At 37.6% G+C, this 25,193-nt stretch carries 17 protein-coding genes; 3 read left to right on the top strand and 14 right to left on the bottom strand.

Annotated features, from left to right (window positions below; all coding sequences use genetic code 11):
• Nucleotides 1-19 precede the first annotated feature (19 nt).
• On the top strand, nt 20-661 hold the full coding sequence (locus BXY58_RS14975; protein WP_120214677.1) for a GNAT family N-acetyltransferase: 642 nt from the start codon (nt 20-22) through the stop codon (nt 659-661).
• A gap of 88 nt (nt 662-749) precedes the next feature.
• Nucleotides 750-2,255, top strand: a complete 1,506-nt coding sequence (locus BXY58_RS14970) for an FMN-binding glutamate synthase family protein (protein ID WP_120214676.1) — start codon at nt 750-752, stop codon at nt 2,253-2,255.
• Nucleotides 2,256-2,319: 64 nt separating this feature from the next.
• On the opposite strand, the gene guaA is transcribed toward BXY58_RS14970, so the two are convergent.
• The 14 genes from guaA to BXY58_RS14895 form a co-directional block, all read right to left on the bottom strand.
• The gene (gene guaA / locus BXY58_RS14965) at nt 2,320-3,849 is read right to left on the bottom strand and encodes a glutamine-hydrolyzing GMP synthase (RefSeq protein ID WP_120214675.1); all 1,530 of its coding nucleotides are present in this window, start codon (nt 3,847-3,849) and stop codon (nt 2,320-2,322) included.
• Between the two features lie 18 nt (nt 3,850-3,867).
• Nucleotides 3,868-4,632, bottom strand: a complete 765-nt coding sequence (locus BXY58_RS14960) for a methyltransferase domain-containing protein (protein WP_120214674.1) — start codon at nt 4,630-4,632, stop codon at nt 3,868-3,870.
• Nucleotides 4,633-4,915: 283 nt separating this feature from the next.
• Nucleotides 4,916-6,154 (bottom strand): phosphoribosylamine--glycine ligase, encoded by a 1,239-nt coding sequence (gene purD / locus BXY58_RS14955; protein ID WP_120214673.1) that lies wholly within the window; start codon nt 6,152-6,154, stop codon nt 4,916-4,918.
• A 103-nt stretch (nt 6,155-6,257) separates the two neighbouring features.
• Nucleotides 6,258-6,977, bottom strand: coding sequence for a pirin family protein (locus tag BXY58_RS14950; RefSeq protein WP_120214672.1), 720 nt, complete (start codon nt 6,975-6,977; stop codon nt 6,258-6,260).
• Between the two features lie 346 nt (nt 6,978-7,323).
• Nucleotides 7,324-8,703 carry an MFS transporter gene (locus tag BXY58_RS14940; RefSeq protein WP_120214670.1) on the bottom strand — a complete coding sequence of 460 codons (1,380 nt, stop codon included), beginning with the start codon at nt 8,701-8,703 and terminating at the stop codon, nt 7,324-7,326.
• A gap of 22 nt (nt 8,704-8,725) precedes the next feature.
• Entirely contained in the window at nt 8,726-9,241 is a 516-nt protein-coding gene (locus BXY58_RS14935; protein ID WP_120214669.1) for a nuclear transport factor 2 family protein, read from the bottom strand.
• 75 nt (nt 9,242-9,316) lie between these two features.
• On the bottom strand, nt 9,317-9,721 hold the full coding sequence (locus BXY58_RS14930) for a DUF1572 domain-containing protein (protein ID WP_308659101.1): 405 nt from the start codon (nt 9,719-9,721) through the stop codon (nt 9,317-9,319).
• Nucleotides 9,722-9,792: 71 nt separating this feature from the next.
• The gene (locus tag BXY58_RS14925; RefSeq protein ID WP_120214668.1) at nt 9,793-11,640 is read right to left on the bottom strand and encodes a glycoside hydrolase family 13 protein; all 1,848 of its coding nucleotides are present in this window, start codon (nt 11,638-11,640) and stop codon (nt 9,793-9,795) included.
• Nucleotides 11,641-11,837: 197 nt separating this feature from the next.
• The gene (locus tag BXY58_RS14920) at nt 11,838-12,824 is read right to left on the bottom strand and encodes a bile acid:sodium symporter (RefSeq protein ID WP_120214667.1); all 987 of its coding nucleotides are present in this window, start codon (nt 12,822-12,824) and stop codon (nt 11,838-11,840) included.
• A 230-nt stretch (nt 12,825-13,054) separates the two neighbouring features.
• Nucleotides 13,055-15,211 carry a glycoside hydrolase family 97 protein gene (locus tag BXY58_RS14915; RefSeq protein ID WP_120214666.1) on the bottom strand — a complete coding sequence of 719 codons (2,157 nt, stop codon included), beginning with the start codon at nt 15,209-15,211 and terminating at the stop codon, nt 13,055-13,057.
• Nucleotides 15,212-15,395: 184 nt separating this feature from the next.
• Complete coding sequence (locus tag BXY58_RS14910; protein ID WP_120214665.1) at nt 15,396-16,799, bottom strand: SusE domain-containing protein; 1,404 nt, start codon at nt 16,797-16,799, stop codon at nt 15,396-15,398.
• Nucleotides 16,800-16,824: 25 nt separating this feature from the next.
• Entirely contained in the window at nt 16,825-17,922 is a 1,098-nt protein-coding gene (locus tag BXY58_RS14905; RefSeq protein WP_120214664.1) for a SusE domain-containing protein, read from the bottom strand.
• A gap of 17 nt (nt 17,923-17,939) precedes the next feature.
• Complete coding sequence (locus tag BXY58_RS14900) at nt 17,940-19,499, bottom strand: RagB/SusD family nutrient uptake outer membrane protein (RefSeq protein WP_120214663.1); 1,560 nt, start codon at nt 19,497-19,499, stop codon at nt 17,940-17,942.
• A gap of 4 nt (nt 19,500-19,503) precedes the next feature.
• The gene (locus tag BXY58_RS14895) at nt 19,504-22,419 is read right to left on the bottom strand and encodes a SusC/RagA family TonB-linked outer membrane protein (protein WP_147366856.1); all 2,916 of its coding nucleotides are present in this window, start codon (nt 22,417-22,419) and stop codon (nt 19,504-19,506) included.
• A 668-nt stretch (nt 22,420-23,087) separates the two neighbouring features.
• On the opposite strand from BXY58_RS14895, the gene metG reads away from it, so the two are divergent.
• Nucleotides 23,088-25,124, top strand: a complete 2,037-nt coding sequence (metG, locus tag BXY58_RS14890; RefSeq protein WP_120214661.1) for a methionine--tRNA ligase — start codon at nt 23,088-23,090, stop codon at nt 25,122-25,124.
• The last annotated feature ends 69 nt before the right edge of the window (nt 25,125-25,193 follow it).

Here is a 25,193-nt window from a genome sequence, read left to right as displayed (position 1 = left end):
TTCAAGATCAACTCTTTTAATGAAAAATTCTGTATCTAAAGACATTATTGAAAAATGGCTGACTGCCTGGTGTTTATCAAGAAAACTCCCATTACCTATCAAATATAAGTCTGGATTCAGAGTAGATGTTGGTTTCGAAAAACAAAAATCCCGTTATGTTTTTCCGGAAATGAATGAGGATTTTATTCAACTTTCAAAAGAGATTACCGAGCCTTGGATTTATTTAAAGTTTTGTGGTCTTCCGGAAGAAATTCAGAATAAAGTTGCAGACAAGTGGAAAGTTCAGCCACAAGGTTTTATGATGCATTGCGGAACGCCAATGAACATTCCAAAAGCAGAGTTACATCCAGCTTATAAATTTGAAATTGAAAATTATAATTCGACATTTGTTATCAGGATTCTGACTCAAAATAACGAACTTGCTTCTGAAGGTAGAATGATTATTGTAGAAAACATCGCAGTTTATGACCGCATATTTACAGAAGATCAACACAAACGCAAGGGTCTTGCAACTTTTTTGATGAAACAATTAGAAATTATCGCTTTATCTAAAAAAATTTATACCAATTTTTTGGTTGCAACAAGTGAAGGCAAATCACTTTATGAAACCTTAGGTTGGGAATTATACTCTTACTATACTTCAATAGTCATAGAAAAATAACTATTTTTAAATTAAAATATTAGTTTTAAAACCATTTCAAATTTATCTTTGAAATGGTTTATATTTAACATCAAACACAAAATTCATTATGAGGAATCAATTTATCCTGTGGGGAATCGTGGTTTTAATTGTAACCTGGGCAACTGCTTTGCTCATCAAAGCCCATTACTGGATTCCAATTTTTCTGACTGTCCTTTATATTTTGGGAATTCACAACACTTATCAGACGAAACATGCGATTCTTAGAAACTTCCCTGTTCTTGGATATTTCCGATATATTTTTGAGGAAATTTCACCGGAGATTCAACAGTATTTTATTGAAAGAGAAACCGATGGAAAACCGTTTCCAAGAAATCAGAGATCTGCAGTTTACAGACGGTCAAAAAATTTGAGCGACACAGTACCTTTTGGGACCCAGCTGGAAATTAATCATCGAAAATATGAAGGCATCAAACATTCGATTTACGCCAAACATCCGAAAGAAGAATTGCCAAGAGTTTTGATTGGCGAAAATTGCAAGCAGCCTTACAATGCATCGCTTCTTAATATTTCTGCAATGAGTTTTGGGGCCTTGAGCGACCGTGCTCAGATGGCACTAAACCGAGGTGCGAAGAAAGGAAACTTTTACCACAACACGGGCGAAGGTGGCATCTCTCCGCACCATTTGCAAGGTGGCGACCTTTGCTGGCAAATCGGTACAGGTTATTTCGGTTGTAGAGATGAATCAGGAAACTTTGATCCTGAATTATTCAGAAAATATGCGACAATGGACAATGTCAAAATGGTTGAAATCAAATTGTCGCAAGGTGCCAAACCTGGTCACGGCGGAGTTTTACCCGCTGTGAAAAACACGCCTGAAATTGCGAAAATCCGACACGTTCCGCCTGGCGTGACAATTCTATCACCGCCATCGCACAGTGCATTTTCTAATGCCGAGGGTTTATTGAGATTTGTGGATCAACTGCGTGAACTTTCCGGCGGCAAACCTGTCGGATTCAAACTTTGCATCGGTGACACCAAAGAGTTCGAAGATATTTGTGAACAGATGACGATTCTGAATATTTACCCGGATTTCATCACCGTAGATGGTGCCGAGGGTGGAACTGGTGCCGCACCACCGGAATTTTCAGATGGTGTCGGTATGCCTTTGGAACCGGCCTTGATTTTCGTTAACAAAACTTTGATGAATTACGAAGTCCGTGACAAGCTAAGAATCATTGCCAGTGGAAAAGTTTTGACGTCGCTGGATATTTTGAGAGCCATTGCAATGGGTGCTGACCTTTGTAATAATGCCAGAGGTTTTATGTTTTCTCTAGGCTGTATCCAGGCATTGAGATGCAACACCAACACTTGCCCAACCGGTGTTGCTACACAAGACAAAATGCTTATCAAAGGATTGGATACCAATGACAAAACCGAACGTGTTTATCAGTTTCATAAAAATACGTTACACACCTGCAACGAGCTGATTGCCGCAGCAGGAAGGGACTCTTACGACCAAGTTGATGCATCGATGTTTATGCGGGGTGACGAGTTCGAACATCTTTCTGACACTTACTTTCCTGATATTTTACAGAATGTGAGGAAACGATAAAATCTGCAACAAATATTAACAAATGAAAAACCAGCAATAAATTGCTGGTTTTTTCATTCATCAATTACTCCCACTCGATGGTTGCTGGTGGTTTTGAACTGATATCATAAGCAACTCTGTTGATTCCTCTAACCTCATTGATGATTCTGCTGGAAACGGTGTCTAAAAACTCATACGGAAGTCGGCTCCAGGTTGCAGTCATAAAATCAATTGTGTTGGCAGAACGAACTACTGCTGTATATTCGTAAGTTCTTTCATCTCCCATTACGCCAACAGATTTTACCGGAAGAAGAACCACGAATGCCTGGGAAACTTTCTCATACAAATCATTTTTATATAATTCTTCGATGAAAATATCATCAGCTTCCTGCAAGATTCTAACTTTTTCAGCATCAACTTCTCCCAAAACTCTGATTCCCAAACCTGGACCAGGAAACGGATGTCTGTAAACCAACTCGTGTGGAATTCCCAACTCCTCGCCTACTTTTCTCACCTCATCTTTGAACAATTCCCTCAAAGGTTCCAACAATTCGAATTCCATTTCTTCGGGAAGCCCACCAACGTTGTGATGAGATTTGATAACTGCAGAAGGTCCTTTCACAGATTGTGATTCGATAACATCCGGATAGATAGTTCCTTGTGCCAAGAATTTCGCACCTTCGATTTGTTTTGATTCTTCATCAAAGACGTGAACAAATTCGTTACCGATGATTTTACGTTTTTCTTCAGGATCACCAACTCCTGCTAATTTGGATAAGAATCTTTCGGAAGCATCTACCATTTTGATATTCATATGGAAATGTTTGCCGTAATTTTCCATTACTTTTTTGCCCTCGTCTTTTCTCAAAAGTCCTGTGTCTACGAAGATACAATTCAGCTGGTCGCCAATGGCTTTATGAATCAAAACTGCAGCTACAGACGAATCAACACCTCCAGACAATCCAAGAATCACTTTTTGATCGCCCACTTTTTCCTTGATTTCAGCAACAGTTTTCTCAATATAATTGGTTAGTTTCCAGTTTTTGTCTGCTTTACAAATTCCAAAAACGAAATTTTCAATCATCTTTCCTCCTTCTTCGGAATGAGAAACTTCAGGATGAAATTGTACAGCGTAAATTTTTTTTTCAGGATTTGAAATCGAAGCGATAACACCAGATTTTGCATTGAGTTCAAAACCTTCCGGCAATTCTGCAACCTCATCAAAATGGCTCATCCAAACGATTGAATTCTGATAAACACCTTTCAGTAATTCGTTTTCTTTTACAATTTCAAGGTGAGCTTTTCCATACTCGCCTTTTTCTCCTTTGGCCACTTTTCCGCCCAAAAGATGTGCTGTTAATTGCATTCCGTAGCAGATTCCTAAAACCGGAATTCCTTGTTTATACAATTCTTTTTCTACAAGGTGCGCATTTTCTGCGTTCACAGAACTTGGACCGCCGGAAAGGATGATTCCTCTTGGTTTTTTCTCAAGAATTTCTGCTAATGGTGTGTTGAATGGTACTATTTCCGAATAAACTTCCATTTCACGGATTCTTCTTCCAATGAGTTGGTTGTACTGTGAACCGAAGTCTAAAATGATAATTCCGTTTTGCATATAATGTTGTAATATTTTTTAAAATTGTGCGTAAATAAAGGTTCTTTTGAATGGATAAAACACCGGCGAACCTGTGAATACTTTTCTCAGTTCTTCTTTATAATCCTGCTTGTATTGCTCTTTCAATTTTTCCGGAAGTCTCTCCACGAATGGAATCATCGCTGTTCCGGAAGCCCAGTCAAAAACCGCATCCGCATCTTTCATAATGTGTGGATAAACTTTTTCGAAAACGTTTATTTTTTTGCCTTCGTTATCTGACAAAATCTTGGCGTAATCTTCTATATTAAGAACCGAATATTCTCTTTTCCAACCGTTAAAATGTTTCTGATAAATCTCGTGTTCTGCAACGACTGATAATAACTGGTGAACAATAAAATTATGATTCGATGGAACCTGAACAGCTAATTGTCCTTCTGGATTCAGTTTTGAAATGAGTTTTGGAAACAAGTCGTAATGATTGTTGCACCATTGTAAAGAAGCGTTAGCGACAATCAGATCAAATTTTTCATCCAATTCCATTTGTTCCTCCACACTTCTCTGAAAAAACTGTAATCTTTTGGTTTCAAATTGTTCCGCTTTTTGAAGCATCTCTGCAGAAGAATCGATTCCTACAATTTTTGAGTCTGGGAAAACATCCAAAAGTCCAGAAGTGAGTTCGCCAGTTCCGCAACCTAAATCGATAACAGACATATTGGATTCTATCTCAACCAATTTGATCAAATCGAAATAAGGCGCTGAACGCTCTTGTTTGAACTGGTCGTAAACATCGGGATTCCAAGGCATTTTTTTTAATTATGAATTATAAGTTATTAATTATGAATTAAACATTACGATAAGCTCAGTATGATAAATCTAATATTATTCAGCAGTATCAGGCTGAGGTTCTGGAAGACTTTCTATTAAATAAATTTCCATATCTCAGTTTCCGAATTGCAAACTAGCCCCGATTGTAACGGATACCCCACAGCAGGCGTTGGCAATTGCGGCGGCGCGAGGAGTATGAGTGGAAAGCGGGATCAGCTCCTAAAAAAAAAGAGACATTGGTCGCCCAACATCTCTGTATATTTTAGAATTTCGCAATATCGTCTCTATAAAATCCGTAGTCAAAATCTACAGGCACTGCGTCTTCGTACACTTTTTTGCGTGCTTCCTCGAATGTGTCCCCCAAAGCTACAAGATTCAGAACTCTACCGCCTGTGGAAATCACACGGTCGCCTCTGTAATCTGCGCCGGCGTAAAGCAGCGTACTGTTTTTCACTTTTTCCGCACCTGTTATCTCGAAGCCTGTCTCGTGGTTCTGAGGATAACCTCCGGAACACACTACAAGACAAACCGCTTTTTTGTTTTTGAATTTCAGCTCCAACTCTCTGCCGTGAAGACAATCCTCGATAACATCTACCAGGTTATTTTCCAACAACGGTAGAAGCACCTGAGTTTCCGGGTCGCCCAGTCTCATATTGTATTCCAACAAGTAAGTCCCGTTCTTAGTCACCATTAATCCGAAGAAAATAAATCCTTTGAAGCTAAGACCTTCTTTTTTAAGACCTTCAACGGTTGGATTCATAATATGCTCTACGAAATCTTTCTGATGCTCATCTGTAAATTCCGGACTTGGCGCTGCAGAACCCATCCCACCTGTGTTTGGGCCTTTGTCACCATTTCCGACTTTTTTGTAATCTTTTGCAGGAATGAAAGGGAAAATCTTTTCACCATTGGAAACACCAATAATAGATGCTTCGAAACCTTGCAAAAATTCTTCGATGATCACCTGAATCCCGGCATCGCCAAAGATTCTTTTAATCATAAAATCGTGGATCGTTCCTTCTGCATCTTCAAGATTCTCGGCGATGACCACACCTTTTCCACCCGCTAATCCACTCGCTTTGATGACTATAGGAAATTTTTGCTTCTGCAAGTATTCCTTAGCTTCTGCGTAAGAATCAAATGTCACGGATTGCGCCGTTTTGATTCCGTAAGTTTTCATAAACTTTTTTGAGAATGCCTTGCTACCTTCCAATGAAGCTGCTTTTTTTGCAGGACCGAAAACCTTGAGGTCAACTTTTTTAAACTCATCCACTATCCCCTCTACCAAAGGTGCTTCCGGACCAACAATGGTCAAATCTACCTTGTGTTTGATCGCAAAATCTCTCAATGCAATGATGTCTGTTTCGTTGATATTTTCTCCCAGTTTTTCGGTAGTGGCATTACCAGGTGCAAAGTACATCTTCGTAATTCTGTTGTCCTCGCTTAGCTTGGTAGCCAAGGCAGAAGCACGTCCACCGTTTCCTACAATAAGTAATCTCATATTATGTTTTCAGTTTAACTTTTTAAAGTGCCAAATTTAAGATTTTTTGAGGACAAATCTTATACCGAGTCTGATGTATTTTTCTTAAAAATTTATTAAAAAATTAAGATTGTGGTAACTGCATTGGAACTTCCATTAGTAGTATTTCGGAATTTTCTTCAGCTTCTAACGCAAAACTTTCTGTCTCCGATATTCCCAAACCGTCTCTTTCATCGAGGATTTGGTCACCGATTTTTGCTTTTCCTTTGATGACAAATACATACACGCCATTTCCTGATTTATGGATGTTGTATTCCTTAGAAAAGCCTTTGTCAAATCTTGCCAAATTGAACCACGCATCCTGATGAATCCAGACACCGGCGTCATCTGCGTTAGGAGAAAGAATCTGCTGAAAATCATTCTGTACAGATTGTTCCTCGATGTTGATTTGATCGTATCTTGGTGTAACATCAGTTTTGTTGGGGATCACCCAGATTTGTAAGAATTTGACAGGTTGTTCGGTGGCGTTTTCTTCGCTGTGCATAATTCCGGTTCCTGCAGACATCACCTGGATATCGCCTTTTTTGATGATTCCGGAATTGCCCATATTATCGCCGTGTCGCAAATCGCCTTCCAAAGGAATCGAGATGATTTCCATATCGCGGTGCGGATGTCTCCCGAATCCCATTCCACCTTCTACAAAATCGTCATTCAACACTCTGAGAACACCAAAATGTGTTCTTTCCGGATTGTGATAGTTGGCAAAGCTAAAAGTGTGATGACTTTTTAACCAACCATGGTTAGCATAACCTCTGCTGTCTGATTTGTGATATACTGTTTTCATTATAAATTGATTTTAATTGTTAGGCTTTTTTGTTGATACAAATTTCCAGCTTTGAAAACTCTTACACATTGACGTAGGATAAGAACGAAAAATCCACCGATTTGGTGGATTTAATAGTTATACTATTTTGATTTATTTCGTCCCAATAATACTATTGAAATGAAGAATAATAAAATTCCTAAAACTAAAGTTGGTATCCAAAAGACAAAACTAATTTCTCCTAATTTAACAATTAATGGGTCCACTTGATTTCCTTTGTATGCAAACAATCCTATTCCGGTTAAAAACATTATTACCGAAAGAATTATAAGCAAAATACTTAATAAAAGAATCTTTTTATAATTCATTAAAAATGAACCTGCTGGATTTCTTCTTCAATTTCTTTTGGTGTTTCGTCATCTGATTTGATGAAAATCATTGTAACGACTGCACCAATTAGCATACAAATGCCGCCGACCACCACGTAATCAATCGCCATTTTTCCAAAAATATTGGAGACAATCGGTCCACCGAAAATTCCGTTAATGATTTGAGGAATGACGATAAAGAAATTAAAAATTCCCATATAAACACCCATTTTTCTTTGCGGAATCACTTCAATCAACATCGCATAAGGCATTGCTAAAATACTTGCCCAAGCAAATCCCAATCCTATCATAGAAATCCAAAGCAACGATGTGTCCTTAATAAAATACATCGAAATCAATCCCAAACCTCCTGATAATAAAGCCAAAGCGTGCGTTTGTTTTTTGCCTAAGAATTTGGCAATCGGTGTTAGCAAAAATGCAAACGGAATAGCCCAAAGGTTATACATCCCGAATAATTTTCCTGTTAAATCTCCGGCATTATTAAAAGCTTCCGAATGTGTATCTTCCGGAGACAACCCAAAATGATGCGTTGCCAAAGCACTTGTTGTGAAAACCCACATTGTGAATAAAGCAAACCAAGAAAAGAACTGAACAATTCCTAATCTTTTCATTTGGGCAGGAATGTTCGCAAAATCCTTGAAAATGTCTGAGAATTTGGAAGGTTCTGCAACTTCTTTTCCGTCTTCGAAAGATGCAAATTCTTCCGGAGAATATTCTTTCGTAGTCAGAATCGTGTAAAGAATAGTCAGAATTAAAAATCCTGCCCCAACATAAAAAGAGAAAATCACGTTATCTGCCACAAACCCTTCCAGAGCAACATTCGAGATTCCTAGTTTGGTAAGCCAATCCGGAAGGTAAGAACCGATTACCGCACCAATTCCGATCAAAATCGTTTGAACGGAAAACCCGATTGTTCCCTGATGTTTTGGAAGCATATCCCCGACCAGTGCTCGGAAAGGTTCCATTGCTACATTGATAGACGCATCCATCATTGCTAAGAAAATTACTGCAAGCAATAATACATTAGCTGCGATAAGATTAGTCACGGAAGCAGCGTTTGGAAGGAGAACCAATCCGATGGCACATAAAACTGCACCAATCAAAAAATAGGGTTTTCTTCTTCCCAACGGACTCCAGGTGTTGTCTCCCATGTGTCCGATAATCGGCTGAACGATTAATCCCGTAACAGGCGCCACCAACCAAAACCAAGACAATTCGTGAACATCAGCGCCAAGATTTGCTAAAATTCTGCTGGCATTTCCGTTCTGCAAGCCAAACGCCATTTGGATTCCCAAAAATCCCATACTCATATTGATAATCTGAGCGATGGAAAGATTCGGTTTTATTTTTTTTTTCATTTTATTTTTAAGGTTTTATATATTATTTTAATTTCTGAATCAAAGCATCCTCGATCGGCGTTTTGATTTTGGTGACTTCATCTATCACTTCATTCGGGATGGTTGCGGAAAGAACGTATTGTTTCACCTTCCATTTTCCGCTGATTTTTTCAAGTACACCAGAACCTCTGCAGATTTTCATCTGCGTATCGAGAATCTCATCGAACCAAGCATAATTTCCGTCTTTGCTGAAATAGATATTTCGTTTTAAGGATTTGAAATTCCAGGTTGTTTTCTTATCGAAAAATGGTTTTGCCCAATCCTTGAATTCTTTCTTGTTCCAAACTTCTGTTGCATCCGTTCCGATAAACGTTGATTCTTCTGCGAAGCAATCAAAATATTTTTCGAAATCTGCGTTAGCTGCAAACGTATTGAAATCGTCCAGTAATTTGTTGATATTTTTTTTCTGAACATTCTCGTAAAAGCCCTTTTTCTGTGCAGAAACAGGAACCGAAAATATCAAAAAAGATAGTATAAAAATGGAAATTATTCTTTTCATTTCGAGTTTATTTTTGAGTTTCTATAATTTTTTTGATTAACACGATCTGACCGAGGTGATAATAACTATGCTCTATCATTCCGTCAAGATTTCTGATGTATGTTCCGTATTTTTCGTCAATAAAATCAGTATTGAGTTTTTCTTCCGGCAGATTTCTATCAGTTTTGCAAATCCTTCGGAATCTCTCCAAAATCCAGTAAGGAAATTATCCCATTGTTGTTGAGATTCTATTGGTGGAAAATCGAAACTGAATTTATCCCTTATTTCCAAATCGCCACCAAGCAAAACATTTTTAATTCCTTTGATATAATAATGAATATGTTGTGCAAGAACAGCAATCGTATTAAGGTTTACTACCTTAGTGGCAGCAATTTTATAATCTAAATTATCTAATTGGTCTTTGAAATTGGTGTTCGCAATCCAGGTTCCATTCAGGATAACTTCCCGAAAACGATTGGCCAATTGCAATTGATTTTTCATATTCAAAATATAATTAAACGATTTTAAAATTTGTTCGGGAACTCAATTACATTTTCTTGTTTTGAATTCTATCATTTTAATTCTAAAATTAATGAAGATTTTGCAGGAACAGACAAATTTGTTTTCAAATCAAACTCTTTGTCAGAAATAATATCTTTTCCTTTTGTGAAATTCTTCAGACCTTCAGAAAAACGTTTCAAATCTAAGTTTTGATTTTCCTTGTTGTTATTGATAACGACCATTACCCTTTTGTTATCCGTATATCGGAAATAAACGTAAACGTTGTTGTTGGGGATATAATGCAAAGTTTTCCCTGTATGAACCGCTTCGTTTGTTTTTCTCCAATTCAGAAGTTTTTTGGTGTAATCAAAATATTCGTTTTGAGAAGCTGTTCTTCCGGATTTTATGAAAGCATTGTGCGCATCGCCAGCCCAACCTCCTGGAAAATCTTTACGGATCTCGCCGTCACCACCTTTGTTTTTGTCGCCAGCCATTCCGATTTCGGAACCGTAATATAGTTGCGGAATTCCACGAATGGTCAAAATCAAACTCATTGCTAATTTGTAATCTTCAACTTTTGGAAAAATTTGATTAAATCTGTTCGTATCGTGATTCTCAGCAAAAACCAAAAGATTATTGATATCCGGATAAAGAAAATCGTTCGCCAGATTATCATAAACTCTCTGCATTCCGGAATCCCAACCAGCATCTTCGCGGAAAACCTGACCAAGAGCATCGTGAAGCGTAAAATCCATCACAGAAGGCAAATAAGAATTGTAACCTTCTATCGCCGCAATTTTGGAATCCTTCTGCCAATAAGACATCTGCGCCTGATCGTGCATCCAGACTTCGCCAACAATATTGAATTTTGGATATTCGTCGGTAATTCTTTTTGTCCAATCTGCAATTCCTTTTTTATCGTTGTAAGAATAAGTGTCCACACGGAACCCGTCCAGACCTGCATATTCAATCCACCAGATTGCGTTCTGAGCCATATAAGTTACAACCATTGGATTGCTCTGATTCATATCCGGCATTGTTGTATCGAACCAGCCATCCATACAAGCTGCTTCGTCTACTTTGGCTGCGTTGCTATCGAACTGTGTTGTCATTCTGTAATTGCTTCTCTGGAACCCATTTTCCTGTCCGTTCCAATAATGAATCCAATCTTTTGAAGGCAAATCTTTGATAATCCAACTTTTCGAACCCCAATGATTCGTGACATAATCCATCACGAGTTTCATTTTTCTTTTATGAAGTTCGTCCGCCAGATTTTTATAATCTTCATTAGTTCCGTAGCGCGGGTCGATTTTGTAATAATCACTTTGCGCGTAGCCGTGGTAAGAATATGAAGGTTCATTATCCTCCAACAAAGGTGTATTCCAAATCGTGGTAACGCCTAATTCCTGAAGGTAATCCAGATTCTTTACAATACCGGCAATATCTCCACCGTGGCGACCACCAGTTTTGCTTCGGTCAGCTTTTTCAGCCGTGTCTGGCGTATTGTCGTTTTTCGGATTTCCGTTGGCAAAACGGTCCGGCATTATGAGATACATTACATCCGAAGACGTGTAAGAATCTCTGTTTGCTGAGTTTTGTAGTCTTTGCTTGAATTCGTAATCGATGGTTTTAACGGTTTTGTTTCCGTTTTTGAAATTCAATTTTGTTTTTCCGGGTTGAACGCCGTTGGTGTCGATAGTTACAAAAAGGTAATTTGGGTTTTCAACTTTTTTGACTTCTTTGATTTTGATTCCAGTTGAGAATTCTGGTTGAAGATTCTGGATGTCTCTTCCGTAAACTAACAATTGTAGTTCAGTATTTTTCATTCCGCTCCACCAAAAAGCTGGTTCTACTTTCTGAACCTGAGAATAGAAAATTGCAGATATTGAGATGGCGGAAATGGTTAATATTTTTTTCATAAGGTTAATTTTTAAGGTCTATTTAAAATTAAGATTTATTTTTAGATTCAAGTGAATTTAGCTGAAATTTGAACACAAAGTCCACGAAGATTTCTTGATTAATGTTTATCTTAAAGTTCGCAAAGGCGTGAAACTTATCAAAGTAACATATTGAGTTGTTGAAAATTATTAAACTGCTAGATTTTTAAATTGTTACATTAAATTTTGGTTCTTTTGGAAATTTTATTCGCTAACCAACTTACGTAGAATAATTGAAAACTGTGGTAAATCATTACCGGTAACAAAAACAACACTTTTTGGTCGTCCGGAATTCCTAAAACCAAAAGGAATAAACTCCCGTGAACTAAGGATTTTTTGGAGCCACAGAAGTTTGTTGTGATGACATCTTGGGGTTTGAAATTCAGTTTTTCGGCGATGAATTTCAGGATGTAATAAGTTGCAAAAAACAAAAATATTACACTGAAAGCTAAAGCAACAAATACTAAAGCTGGAACAGCAACGAAAATATTTTCTATAAATGCGTGTGAGAAACTTTCGTAAACAATCAACAAAATAATCAGTCGGTCAAATTCTGAAATAATATTGGAGTATTTGATCACCCATTTTTTGAAGATTGGATTGAGTAAAATTCCTAAAATAATTGGCAATAAAACTTTTAACAAAAGTTGCTGAATGATTTCGGATTGATTACTAGATTCTCCATTTGCTGTCAGGAAAAAACTCATCCATAATGGCGTCATTACAATCCCGATAATTCCGGAAATCGATGCATTGAAAATGGCTGATGTGACATTTCCTTTTGCAATGGAAACCATTACAACAGATGATGAAACCGTAGAAGGCAAACTCGCTAAAAAGAAAATCGAAAGCCAAATATTGTAATACGGTGTGTCTTTCAAGAATGGATAAAACATCAACGCCAACAAAGGAAAAATAATAAATGTTCCCGACTGAATCAGCAAATGCAGTTTCCAGTTGGAGACATCTTTTATGACTTCCTTGAGATTGAGTTTCAGTCCATACAACAGAAAAATTCCCGCAATGCCCCAATCTATAAAGCCGGTGAGATTGAAATACTGATTATAGGAATCCTGAAACGGGAAAACTTTAGCTAAAATAACCATCCCGACCAACAGGAAGAGAAATGTATTTTGCTTGTTGAAAAGTCTGGAAATCCAATTCATTTAGTAGGATTTTTGAGAAAAAAAATTAAGAAAAACTTTGTCAAAGGTTGAACTTTGACAAAGTTTATTTGGAGTTGAAAGCCATAGCCCCGATAGTAGCGGTTACCCCACAGCAAGCCTTGGGAAAAGCTTTGGCACGAGGAGTAATAGCGGATAGCGGGATTAAGCTCCTGAAAAACTCCCGATTTCCGAACAGGTTCGAAAATCTCTCCTTCAGTGAAGGGAATTTTTTATTTGATTGGTTTCAGGGAAATGGCGTAACCACCACTTCTTACAAGGTGCATCGGCAATTTCGTTTTGCTGTCTACGGTTTTTTTGTAGATTTTGTAACTCTGCGGATTGTTGATGTAATCGGCGTCTTTTCCGTCTTCGTAGATTGTCGCTTCATACTTGCGGCCTTTGTCCAGGAAGGAGAAATCTACGGTGTAGTCTCTGGCATTCTCATCGGTAATTCCGCCCACAAACCAGTTATCCGTTCCTTTCGCTTTTCTGGCGGTGTGGATGTAATCGCCTGGTTCTGCGGAAAGAATCTTGGTATCATCCCAATCAGCAGCGACGTCCTTGATGAACTGGAAAGCGTCCATATGTCTGGCATAGTTTTCCGGTAAATCTGCGGCCATCTGAAGTGGCTGGTACATCACGACATAAAGCGCCAACTGCTTGGCCAGCGTGGTTTTCACAAAACGTTTGTCACCCGGGAAATAGTAATCCAGTTTGGTCTGGAAAATCCCCGGCGTGTAATCCATCGGGCCGCCCATCCATCTGGTAAATGGCAAAATCGTCTGATGGTCCGGATTGTTTCCTGCAAAGGCTTCGAACTCGGTTCCTCTGGCAGCTTCCGCGGCAATCCAGTTAGGATAAGTTCTGCTTTCGCCGCTTGGACGCACCGACTCGTGCGAGTTGACCATAATTTTATATTCTGCTGCTTTCTCGATAATTCTTCGGTAATGGTTGATGGTCCACTGGCTGTAATGGTGTTCCCCTCGTGGAATGATATTCCCGACATAACCAGTCTTCACAGCATCATAACCATATTTATTCATCAATTGAAATGCTTTATCAGCCCATCTTTCGTAGTTGGATGCTGAGCCGGAAGTCTCGTGGTGCATAATCAGTTTGATACCTTTGGAATGCGCGTAATCGTTCAGCATTTTGATATCGAAATCCGGATACGGCGTGATGAAATCAAAAACAAATTCCTTGGAATGACCGAACCAGTCTTCCCAACCAATGTTCCAGCCTTCAATCAAAAGTCCCTGGAAACCGTTGGCTGCTGCGAAGTCGATATATTCTTTAACTTTAGTATTGTTAGCAGCGTGTTTTCCGTTCGGTGTCAACTTCGAAAAGTCTGTTTTACCGATATGAACATTGTCTGCTGTAGAATAAGCCCACTGGGATTTTCCGATAATCATTTCCCACCAAACGCCCATATATTTTGTAGGATGAATCCACGATGTGTCGGTATATTTCGTAGGTTCGTTCAGGTTGAACAACATTTTGGAATCCAAAACTTCCTCGGCTTTTGGAGATACGATGATGGTTCTCCAAGGCGTGACCTGAGGTGTCTGCATATAACCTTTGGCGCCCTGAGCGTCCGGTGTAAGGTGAGTTTTGAATTTGAAATTCGTGGCATCGAGTTCCAGATTCGCAGCAGGATAATCGATGACGGCAGCTTCTGCGATGTTGATGTAAAGTGGATTAGCGCCTTCTTTTTTCATCATCAGTGGCATCTGAACACCATTTTTCACCAAATTTTGAGATGCGTTTCCTTCGTAAGATGTTGGCCATTTAGCAGGAATCTCGGATAATTTCGAGGTCTGTGTTACATACTCTTCCGTATCATAATCTCCTGCTAACCACCACGCTTTCATATCGGTTGGAAGGTCGATTTCCGAATCTTCTTCTTTAATGATAAAGTAATTCAGGTTTTTCTGTTGAGGAAACTCATATCTGAAACCCAAACCGTCATTGAACAATCTGAATTTTACAATGATGCTTCTGTCGTTATCCTTTTGATTCAGGGTAACGGCGAGTTCGTTATAATTGTTGATGTAATTTTTCTTTTCGCCAAGAACCGGCTGCCAGGTCTCGTTTTTTGAATCTCTCTTCTCAGCAGTTTTCTCGAATCCGTAATCGAGGTTCTTGCCTTCGTTATTTTTATTTTCGATTTCTGAAGCGAACTGGATGTCGCCGTCTTTCAGCAATCTTAAGCCCAATTTGGAATCCTCTACTACGATGCCGCCGTTATATTTTAAATTGTAATAAGGAACGCCGCTTTTCAGTTGGAAATTCATTTCGAATTTGCCGTCCGGCGATTTCAGACTCTGGGCATTGAGCCCTGTAAACATCAATGAGAACAATGCTGCTCCAATGGTGATTTTTTTCATTTGAATAGATTTTAAGATCGATGGTTTCGTTTGTCCTTTGTCAAATCAACTTAGCAATAAGACATTAGCGATTCCATTTTTTAAGGTTTATATATTGGTTACAATATAAAAAAAGTATGTGTAAACTGCAATAAAAAAATAACCGATTTTAGCAATCGGTTATTTTAAGTAAGTGTAATCTAAATTACAATTTTATCATTGAGAATGCGCCGGTAGCATCATTAAAATAAATGTTATAAGTACCAGCTTTTACATTGATGTCCGGTCCTCCTTGTGTACCAATACCAAAATCTTCATCAGAACTTCCCCAATTCACATCCCAAGCATTGTTGGCTCTGAATTTCAATTTTCCGTTGGTAAGATTAACATTTGTTATATACCAAATATGAGGATCAAATGTGGATTGCGTCATTGCTGTGCTTGCATCCCAGGCATTAGGCGTGGCATCTCCAATAATTCCTATCGTAGGATAAGTCGTAGAAGGTGGTGTAATTGCTTCAAGAGTATACGTCATTGTTGCAATGTTTACTGCAAGCTTATAATAACCATCTGCTGCAACCGTGATATTACCTGAGCCTCCATCTGAACTCAAAGTTCCGGCTGATGAACCGGCTCCGTACTGAGCATCCCAGCTACCTTTTACTTTTATCAATTTGAACCCTCCAGCTTTGAAGAATCCAGTATATGTGTAAGATGCACTAACCGTTTTGTTACCCAACAATGGATACATATCTGCATTGGTAGCACTGTTATTCCAGCCTGCCGCAGTAGCATCACCTACCAAATAAAGATTAACAAATTCGACTTTGAATGGCGTGATCTTTATTGTAGAAATTGCTGACTGTAATTCAATTGAAGGCACAGAAAAGCTTGTTTTAGCTGTTACCCTTAAGTCAAATTCGCTTTCCTGATTAGCAATACCACCGGAGTTAAGTGCTGCCGTATTAAGGTCTTTACTTGTAATTGCTAATGATTTTGTATTGGTTACTTCACCTAGATTTAAAAACGTAGTAGTTCCCTTCTTTGCAATTTCAACTTTGTAAACAACGTCTGAACCATACGTAGCGTAATCACTCCAAGTAACAGTCGTAGCAATTGTTGATTGGTCGGCAGAATTTAGCATCACGGTGCTTCCGTTAGTTGGAGCAGTTATAACTGGTCCATTTACTGGATAAGCCTTTACATTAAAACTAATGGCATTAGACATTTCACCACCTTTTTCCACACGTATGTAAACCATTTGAGATACAAAAGGTGAAAAACCAGCCTGCAACAATTTAGTATTAAGTGTTCCAATAGTGGTTGTAAAAGTTGATTCAGAGGATTTACCTAATTCAACCTTATTGGCAAAATCTTCTGTAGATGAAAGCACTACAGAATATTCTCCAGCACCAATCGATTCCCAAACTAAAATGAAGGGATTGTTTTCCATAGTCTTGTAGAGAACATTTTCTGCACCCATAGAAGTGTCATTCAGCTTGAAGCTGGCTTCGGGCGTGGTCCAGTCTCGATCGGCTTCGTTATCACAAGCAATTAATACTGCTGTGATCAAAATTGAAACAAATAATAATTTGAATATATTTTTCATAATATTTTATACTGAAATTTAAAAATTATTTGATTGGAATCAAGCTGTAAGCACCTGTTGAATCGTTAAAATAAACATCATATTCCCACTCAGATGTCAGAGGGATATTATCTCCACCTTGGGTTGCGGTTCCAAAATATTCTGCTGTACTTCCCCAGTTTACATCCCAGTTTTTATTAGCTCTAAACTTGAAATCCCCAGCATTCAATTTCACCTTTTTCAAAGTCCACAAGTGTGGATCAAATGACGACTGAACCAATTCTGTATCTGTATCGTAATTTCCGTTTACTGTTCCTATGATTGAAATTGTATTATATGTTTTTGTAGGCGTAGGTACAGACTCCAAAGTATAAGTCAGTGCTGAAATGTTTATAGTTAATTTATAATAACCATCTGCGGAAATAGTAATATTACCAGAACCACCACTTGTATCCAATAATCCTGCTGAAGCTCCTAATCCATATTGTGCATCCCAAGATCCTTTTGTTTTGATAATCTTGAAACCATCGGCTTTGAAAAAACCTGTGAATGTATATATATTAGCATTAGCAGTTTTCAGTAACGGGTAAATCTTATCATTGGTTGCTAAATTATCCCAGCCACCTGCAGTAGCAGCACCAATGAGATATAAGTCTGTAAAGTTATAAATCGGACTTGCCAAGTATGGTTTTATAGATAAAGATGTGATATTCGAAACTTGCTGAAAATTATTAAGCCCTGTACTAGAATTTACTCGGAAAAACAATTTCTGTACAACATCTGGCACCAAACCTATTTTCTTTACCGCTTCATTAATTTGTTTGGAAGTAAAAGAAATATAGTTTTGTGGAGCTGTGGAAAGACCAAGTATTGTAGAATTTTCAAAATTTTCGGTTGCACTTATTTCCAATTGATAATTCATTTGCACCGGAACATTAAATGACGCAGGTTTCCAAGTGACAGTTAGCACCTGATTGTTTGGAAAATTAGCATCCAGCATAAGGCTCTGAGTTGATAGATCCATTACAACAGCAGGACTCTGCTCATCAATGGTAACAATCTCTCTATCCTCGCAAGACATTAGCCCGATAATTACAGCTATCGCAAGGAAGAATCTATTGTAAGATAACATTTTTTGTTTCATTTTTCAATTGTTAAAAATTAATATCCAGGGTTCTGTTTCAAATTAGGATTAGCCTGAAGCGCCGTAGATGGTATTGGAAAAAGATTATAAGTGGAAGGAATAGCTGTTCCGCTTTCAATACCTCCCTTCCAAGGCCATAGATATGATCCTCCTGTAAACTTTCCAAATCTTATCAGGTCAGACCTTCTGTGTCCTTCTAAGTTCAACTCTCTACCTCGCTCATTTAGAATAAAATCCAACGTCAGCTGATTAGAAGTAATCGCAGAAGCCCCAGCCCTTGTTCTTACCTTGTTAACAAACTCCAACGCATCTCCAGCCACAGGATTAGCACCTCTCAGCACACACTCTGCATACATCAAGTAAGCATCTGAAAGACGGAACATTGGAAAATCAGTAGGTGAAAAAGAAACGTTGATGCCTGAATCGTCAGTAGCTTTGTTGCTATACTTGATACTTGGATAACCATCAGTCCATTCCTTATAATCAGTCATTTCCCAGTTATGACCAGAAGTCCAAAAATCTTTTGCCCGCACATCAGAAGAAGTTTGTAGCCCTGCAGCATTACTTGCATATAAGCCATACCAAGCCTTCGTCGCTCTATGACCTGTCCATCCCTCTGCAGCAGCATAGTCAGAAAGATTCATCGTTGCTGTACTAAGACTTCCATTAATGATGTACGTTGTATTCCCATAACTTTGACTCACGTTAGAGTCTGCAATAAGCGGGAATATGATTTCTCTTGATGTGTTATTGTCTGCACGGAAATTTTTGTGAAAATTACTTTCCAACTGATAGCCACCCCCGAAAACTTTGTTCAAGTAGATTGCGCAGTCGTTATACCTTGGTGTTCCTGTGTAAACTTCTGCATTGATGTATAATTTAGCCAGAAGCATTCTTACAACAGACTTATTTGCTCTTCCATAACCGTTGGTGTCAGGCAATTTTCCTTCAATATCCAACAATTCAGATTCAACATAGTTGAAGAGTTCTGTTCTGGAAGATTCTGGTAAAGGTGTAGTTGAGCCGTAATTTTCTGTAGTTACTAATGCTCCTTTTCCAAAAAAGTCAATCTGGTAATAATATGCTAAGGCTCTCAAGAATCTCAACTCGCTTGTTACTTGTTCTTTATTAGCAACATTGACATTATCAGAATTTACGATTTTTATAAGGTTGGTTGTCTGCGGAACGATATAATAAATTCTGTCATAGACATATTTGAAGAATTTATTAGAATCTGACCATCCTGAAGAAGTTGTAAGAGGATCCAGACCTCCATCACCCCATCTATTCTTCATATCATCCGCTGTAAAGTCATTCAGGTTAAGTAATCCTCTGATGAATGGTGATTCTCCTGCATTGGCACCTTCTATGTCAGAGTCTCCCGGTCCTTTTGTGCTGGACAGTGCAAAATTAGAATACATCTTTGAAAGTAAACCTTCAATCGCATTAGGATCTTGCGCTAGAAGATTTTCTAAAGTCACTTCATATTTTGGGTCTGTTTCCAGATCATTAAGACACGAAACAGACATCAAAGAGACTGCTGAAATTATTGCTAGTTTAAATATATTTTTTTTCATTTTCTTAGAAATTTAGATTGAATCCAAATGTATAAATCCTTGGTCTCGGATATATATTGTTATCGAATGTAGATGGTGTCTCAGGATCTTGACCCGTGTATTTTGTCACGATGAAAGCATTGTTCACAGTTCCATAAATCCTTACACTATTAAAGCCTAAAAGTTTATTGAATCTATAACCTAATGTGATGTTATCACAACGTAAGAATGAGGCATCCTCATAAAAATAATCCGACAATTGCATCTGGTCATTTGGTCTGGTCACGAAATTAAAACTGGACATACCATCATAGAAATTGACAAGATTGTTGAGCGCCAAACCATCGGAAGTAGCTGCCTGCTCAATAAAACCTTGAGATAATTTTCTAGAATTATGAACCATCCCACCAATCTGTCCGTGGAAACTTGCAGATAAATCCCAATTCTTATAAGCTAGATTGGTCCCAAATCCAAATGTTGTTTTCGGAGCAATTTCTAAAATGTATCTGTCAGAATCATTAATGATTCCATCACCGTTTCTATCTACAAAAACATTTTGAAGCGGATTCCCATTTTGATCATAGACCTGTTGATAAACATATGCTGACGCAGGTTGATAGCCAACAAAATGTTGTCTGATAACAGCTCCTGTACCACTTGGAAGATTTTGGTCTTGCAATGCAGATACAAATCTTTGTCCCTCAAGGTTATCAATCTTGCTATCGTTGTAAGCTATATTTCCATTAAGATCCCAGGTAAAATCCATCGTTTTTACTGGTGTGATAGTCAAAGAAGCTTCAAATCCTTTTGACACCATTTCACCGGTATTTTTCACAAAAGTATTGGTAAGAAATTGACCTGCAGGATAAGTTACTCTTGCGAGCAAGTCTGTCATTCTTCTATTATAATACTCTACTGTTCCAGAAATCCTTCTATTTTTTGAGCTGAAGTCGATTCCTACATTATAAGTTTCTGCTTTCTCCCATGTCAATTCATTGTTAAATGGTGCAGCAGTGTAAGTATTAAGTCCACCTAAATATTGTCCAACTGATGAACCTACAATGAATAAAGGCCTAGAAGGATAATATCCTACAACATTCTGTATATTCTGCTGACCAGTAAGCCCCCATCCAGCTCTCAACTTTAATTCAGAGAAAAGATTTAGGTTTTTTATCCATTCCTCACTAGATGCTTTCCAGGCAAAGCCTACAGCTGGGAAATAGCCCCAAGTCTTATTCAATCCTTGGAACAGTGACGAAGCGTCCGCTCTGAATGTTACTGTAAAAAGATATTTATCTAATATATCAATATTTGATCTACCAAAAAACGATTGCAGATTATAACGATTATAATAAACAGATTCTATATCGGTAAAATACTCAAGCTCTTGTGTTCCGGGCTTTAGTCTTGTTCTGATTTTGCTTCCATCATTGACAAAGTCCTGGTAAGAATATCCACCTTGAATTAAGAAATTCGAAATGAAGGAATCTGTGCTAACCTTATTATAAACCAAATAAGCATCCAAAAGCTTATTCTTCATGGTTTGATCTTCGCCCGTTTCAAATCCATTATAGAAAAAATAATCATTTGGATAAGGTCTTAATGGTGAATAAGTATTGTATTGAGAAATAGAATTATAAGCAAAACTCTCTCTCAACTTAGTTACAGAGTAATCATAACCCAAATTCACAACAGCTCTCAAATCTGGAAGGAAATGGGTTTTGTAATCAAATTCAATATTGTTGAGATATCGGGATGTAGATTGAGGTTTACTTCTCTGAAAAAGATCTGCAACCGGATTGCTAGATCCTGCTTTAAGGTAACGCAAAACCTCACCAGTAGTAGCGTTGGTCTCCGGGCTTAGATATTGATAATAACCTCCAAATCTTGTAGACGCTGGCGAATCATCCACAGCATAAACTGGCTTAGTAGGATCCATGGCAATTGCTGCTCCTAAAACACTGCCTTCATCTATCGCATTTTGCTTAACCCATATACTTTTTGAATTGATATCAATTTTTAAGTGCTTGTCAAAAAATATTGGTGTGATTTTGATGGAAGCAGTATATCTGTCAAGATCATTCATTTTCACCACACCTTCTGCTCTATTATAGCCTAGGGAAGCTCTGATAGGTGTTCCGTCTGGCAATGATGCGGAAGCACTAAATACATGATCAGTCGAAAGCGAATTCCTCAAAACTTCTTTTTGCCAGTCAGTACTGTATATTTTTCCCATAACTGCCGGAGATGTTATATTTCCATTAGCATCTCTTACAGGCGCGGAGCCGCCTACACCCAATTTCCAGGCATCATTCGGAAGATTTTCTGTTACAAATCTTACAAATTCATCAGAACTCATAACATTCATATACTTATAAACCTCACCAAGAGAAACATTAGCATTGTAACTGAACTTAGGTTTTCCACTGGTCCCTTTTTTAGTTGTAATAATGATTACACCCGCAGATGCTCTTGAACCGTAAATAGCTGTAGCAGATGCATCTTTAAGAATGGAGAACGATTCAATATCGTTTGGATTTACAAGTAAGAGTGGGTTGCTGATTCCTGCCGGATTATCAATAGCAATCGGTACACCGTCAATGACAATAAGTGGTTGGTTACTTGCAGAAAGAGAACCACCTCCCCTAATAACAATATTAGGTGCAGCATTAGGATTACCTCCGGTATTAGTGATTCTGACACCCGCAGCCTTACCCATAATGAGTTGGTCTGCAGATACCATTGCACCTTTATTGAAATCCTTTTCAGTTACAGATGTTATCGACCCTGTCAAGTCGGATTTCTTCTGCTTACCATAACCAATCAACACAACTTGTTCGATCTCGGTTTCTTTTTTCACCGAATCGTTCTGCTGTGCATGTAACATTGATCCGAGCAATAGAAAAGCTGGAGCAATTTTTAATACATTATAGTTTCTCACAAAAAATAAATTTTTAAGGTTTATATTATTTTCAATTTGTTCCCAGATTACATATAATCTAGTTTTGCAATTTATAAAAAAAACAACATTGTGTTAAAATATTTTTAAAATCGGTTATTTTAGAACGTGTTTTGAAAACAAAAACATCAACAATAAAACACAACATATTGAATATCAATAAAATAATTCAATGTTAATTTTTTTAACAATTATATATTTTCTGCTTATTTTGTTCAGTTTTAACACTTTTTTCTTCTTCTAAATTAACCAATATTAATCCTATATTAATCAAAAATGAAACAAATCATAATTTTTAGAATATTCCAAATCCTTAAAAACATCAATAAATTCGTGACTTTGATAAAAATTAAAAATTTTACCAAAAGTCCATTTTAAATTAAATTTATAAACCTGTAACTGCAAAACATTAATTTTAAACAAAACTCGAGAACGGACTTCTGACGTATATAGAAATATGGAAAGAACTTACATTGGAAAAATGCTTATTTTAAATTATTAATGATTTCCCAAACGGAATCAAATAAAGCATTTGATATATCAAATTAGTTAAAATACAAATCTGATTTACGCTTTGCATAATAATAGATGCACTTATCTGAGTTTAAAAATGAAATCGTATTTTTGCAACTCAAAATTTCAATTAAAAAATGTCAAACAGAAAGATGATTACGGCGGCTTTGCCTTATGCAAACGGACCGGTTCATATAGGGCATTTGGCGGGAGTTTACATTCCAGCAGATGTTTATGCTAGATTCCAGAGAAGATTAGGAAAAGACGTTGCTTTTATTTGCGGTAGCGATGAGCACGGGATTCCTATTACCATAAGAGCTAAAAAAGAAGGTGTTACACCGCAGGATATCGTTGACAAATACCACGAAATCATCAAAAAATCGTTCTCAGATTTGGGAATTTCTTTTGATGAATATTCAAGAACGACATCGGCGAATCATCGTGAGACAAGTCAGGATTTCTTCAAAGTTCTTTATGAAAAAGGAAAATTTACGGAAGAAATGTCTGAGCAATATTTTGATGAACAGGCAGGAGAATTCTTAGCAGACCGATATATTGTTGGAACTTGCCCAAATTGTGGCAACGAAAACGCTTATGGTGATCAATGTGAAAAATGTGGTTCCACCCTTTCTCCATCCGAATTGATTAATCCAAAATCAATGTTGAGCGGGAATGTTCCGATTTTAAAAGAGACAAAAAACTGGTATTTACCATTAAACGAATATGAAGATTTCTTAAACGAATGGATTATCGAAGGTCATAAAGACGACTGGAAACCTAACGTTTACGGACAGGTAAAATCTTGGTTAAATGACGGTCTGAAGCCTCGTGCAATGACCAGAGATCTGAACTGGGGCGTTCCTGTTCCACTTCCGAATGCTGAAGGAAAAGTACTTTATGTTTGGTTTGATGCGCCAATTGGTTATATTTCATTTACCAAAGAATGGGCAGAGAAAAACGGAAAAGACTGGAAAGATTACTGGCAAAGTGAAGGAAGTGATTTAGTTCACTTTATTGGAAAAGATAACATTGTGTTCCATTGTATTATTTTCCCTGCGATGATGAAGGCTCACGGCGATTTTATCATGCCGAAAAACGTTCCTGCTTTCGAATTTTTGAATCTTGAAAATGATAAAATTTCAACCTCAAGAAACTGGGCAGTTTGGGCACACGAGTATGTAGAAGATTTCCCGGGACAGCAGGATGTTTTGAGATACGCTCTTCTTTCATCAGCTCCGGAAACTAAAGATAATAATTTTACTTGGAAGGATTTTCAGACGAAGAATAATTCTGAGTTAGTTGGAATTTTTGGAAACTTTATCAACAGGGTTGCGGTTTTGATTCATAAATATTATGACGGAATTGTTCCTCAAGGTGATGTAAATGTGCCTGAATTAGCTGAAATAAACAAAGCTGCAAAAGAAATCTCAGGATTCTTAGAAAATTATGAGTTCAGAAATTCTTTAACAGCCTTGATGAATTTAGCACGTTTTGGAAATCAATATCTTCAGACAGAAGAGCCTTGGAAAACGATTAAAGACAATCCTGAAAAGGCCGCACATTCTTTATTTGTAGGCGCTCAGATTGCTGTTGCTTTGGCTCAGCTGTGCGAACCGTTTATGCCTTTCAGTTCTGAGAAATTATTGACTCTATTTAATGTTCAAAAATCAGACTGGAATGATGTTGAAACTAAATCTGTTTTAATTGAAACAGGTCACAAAATCAACGAAGCTTCTCTTCTTTTCTCAAAAATCGAAGACGATGTTATCGAAGCTCAAATCCAGAAACTGGAAGATACCAAACAAAACAATAAAAAAACAAACCCTAACGCCAACCCTATGAAAGAACAAATCACATTTGATGATTTTGCTAAAATCGATTTGAGAACTGCAACAATTCTTGAAGCTGAAAAAGTAGAAAAAGCAGATAAATTATTGAAGTTCAAAGTGGATACAGGTGTTGATATCAGAACTGTGGTTTCTGGTGTTGCTGAGAGCTTTTCTCCGGAAGAATTGATTGGTAAACAAGTGATGATTCTATTGAATCTTGCACCAAGAAAAATCCGCGGAATTGAATCTCAAGGAATGTTCTTATTGACGACTAAACCAGACGGAAAATTATCTTTCGTAACACCGGATGACAGCAATGTGGAGAACGGGATTGAGATTGGATAGAAATTGAAATAACATTATTAATACAAAAATCTTTTAGAAATTATCTAGGAGATTTTTTTTGCGCATAAT

Source organism: Epilithonimonas arachidiradicis (assembly GCF_003610695.1).
Lineage (GTDB): Bacteria > Bacteroidota > Bacteroidia > Flavobacteriales > Weeksellaceae > Epilithonimonas > Epilithonimonas arachidiradicis.
Note: the sequence above shows the minus strand (reverse complement) of the source record. Positions and strands in the feature narration are given on the sequence as shown.

Bases quoted from the DNA above. Each gene is read 5' to 3' on its own strand.
- BXY58_RS14975 (WP_120214677.1), top strand. From the start codon at position 20: ATGAAAAATTCTGTATCTAAAGACATTATTGAAAAATGGCTGACTGCC.
- BXY58_RS14970 (WP_120214676.1), top strand. From the start codon at position 750: ATGAGGAATCAATTTATCCTGTGGGGAATCGTGGTTTTAATTGTAACC.
- guaA (WP_120214675.1), bottom strand. From the start codon at position 3,849: ATGCAAAACGGAATTATCATTTTAGACTTCGGTTCACAGTACAACCAA.
- BXY58_RS14960 (WP_120214674.1), bottom strand. From the start codon at position 4,632: ATGCCTTGGAATCCCGATGTTTACGACCAGTTCAAACAAGAGCGTTCA.
- purD (WP_120214673.1), bottom strand. From the start codon at position 6,154: ATGAGATTACTTATTGTAGGAAACGGTGGACGTGCTTCTGCCTTGGCT.
- BXY58_RS14950 (WP_120214672.1), bottom strand. From the start codon at position 6,977: ATGAAAACAGTATATCACAAATCAGACAGCAGAGGTTATGCTAACCAT.
- BXY58_RS14940 (WP_120214670.1), bottom strand. From the start codon at position 8,703: ATGAAAAAAAAAATAAAACCGAATCTTTCCATCGCTCAGATTATCAAT.
- BXY58_RS14935 (WP_120214669.1), bottom strand. From the start codon at position 9,241: ATGAAAAGAATAATTTCCATTTTTATACTATCTTTTTTGATATTTTCG.
- BXY58_RS14930 (WP_308659101.1), bottom strand. From the start codon at position 9,721: ATGAAAAATCAATTGCAATTGGCCAATCGTTTTCGGGAAGTTATCCTG.
- BXY58_RS14925 (WP_120214668.1), bottom strand. From the start codon at position 11,640: ATGAAAAAAATATTAACCATTTCCGCCATCTCAATATCTGCAATTTTC.
- BXY58_RS14920 (WP_120214667.1), bottom strand. From the start codon at position 12,824: ATGAATTGGATTTCCAGACTTTTCAACAAGCAAAATACATTTCTCTTC.
- BXY58_RS14915 (WP_120214666.1), bottom strand. From the start codon at position 15,211: ATGAAAAAAATCACCATTGGAGCAGCATTGTTCTCATTGATGTTTACA.
- BXY58_RS14910 (WP_120214665.1), bottom strand. From the start codon at position 16,799: ATGAAAAATATATTCAAATTATTATTTGTTTCAATTTTGATCACAGCA.
- BXY58_RS14905 (WP_120214664.1), bottom strand. From the start codon at position 17,922: ATGAAACAAAAAATGTTATCTTACAATAGATTCTTCCTTGCGATAGCT.
- BXY58_RS14900 (WP_120214663.1), bottom strand. From the start codon at position 19,499: ATGAAAAAAAATATATTTAAACTAGCAATAATTTCAGCAGTCTCTTTG.
- metG (WP_120214661.1), top strand. From the start codon at position 23,088: ATGTCAAACAGAAAGATGATTACGGCGGCTTTGCCTTATGCAAACGGA.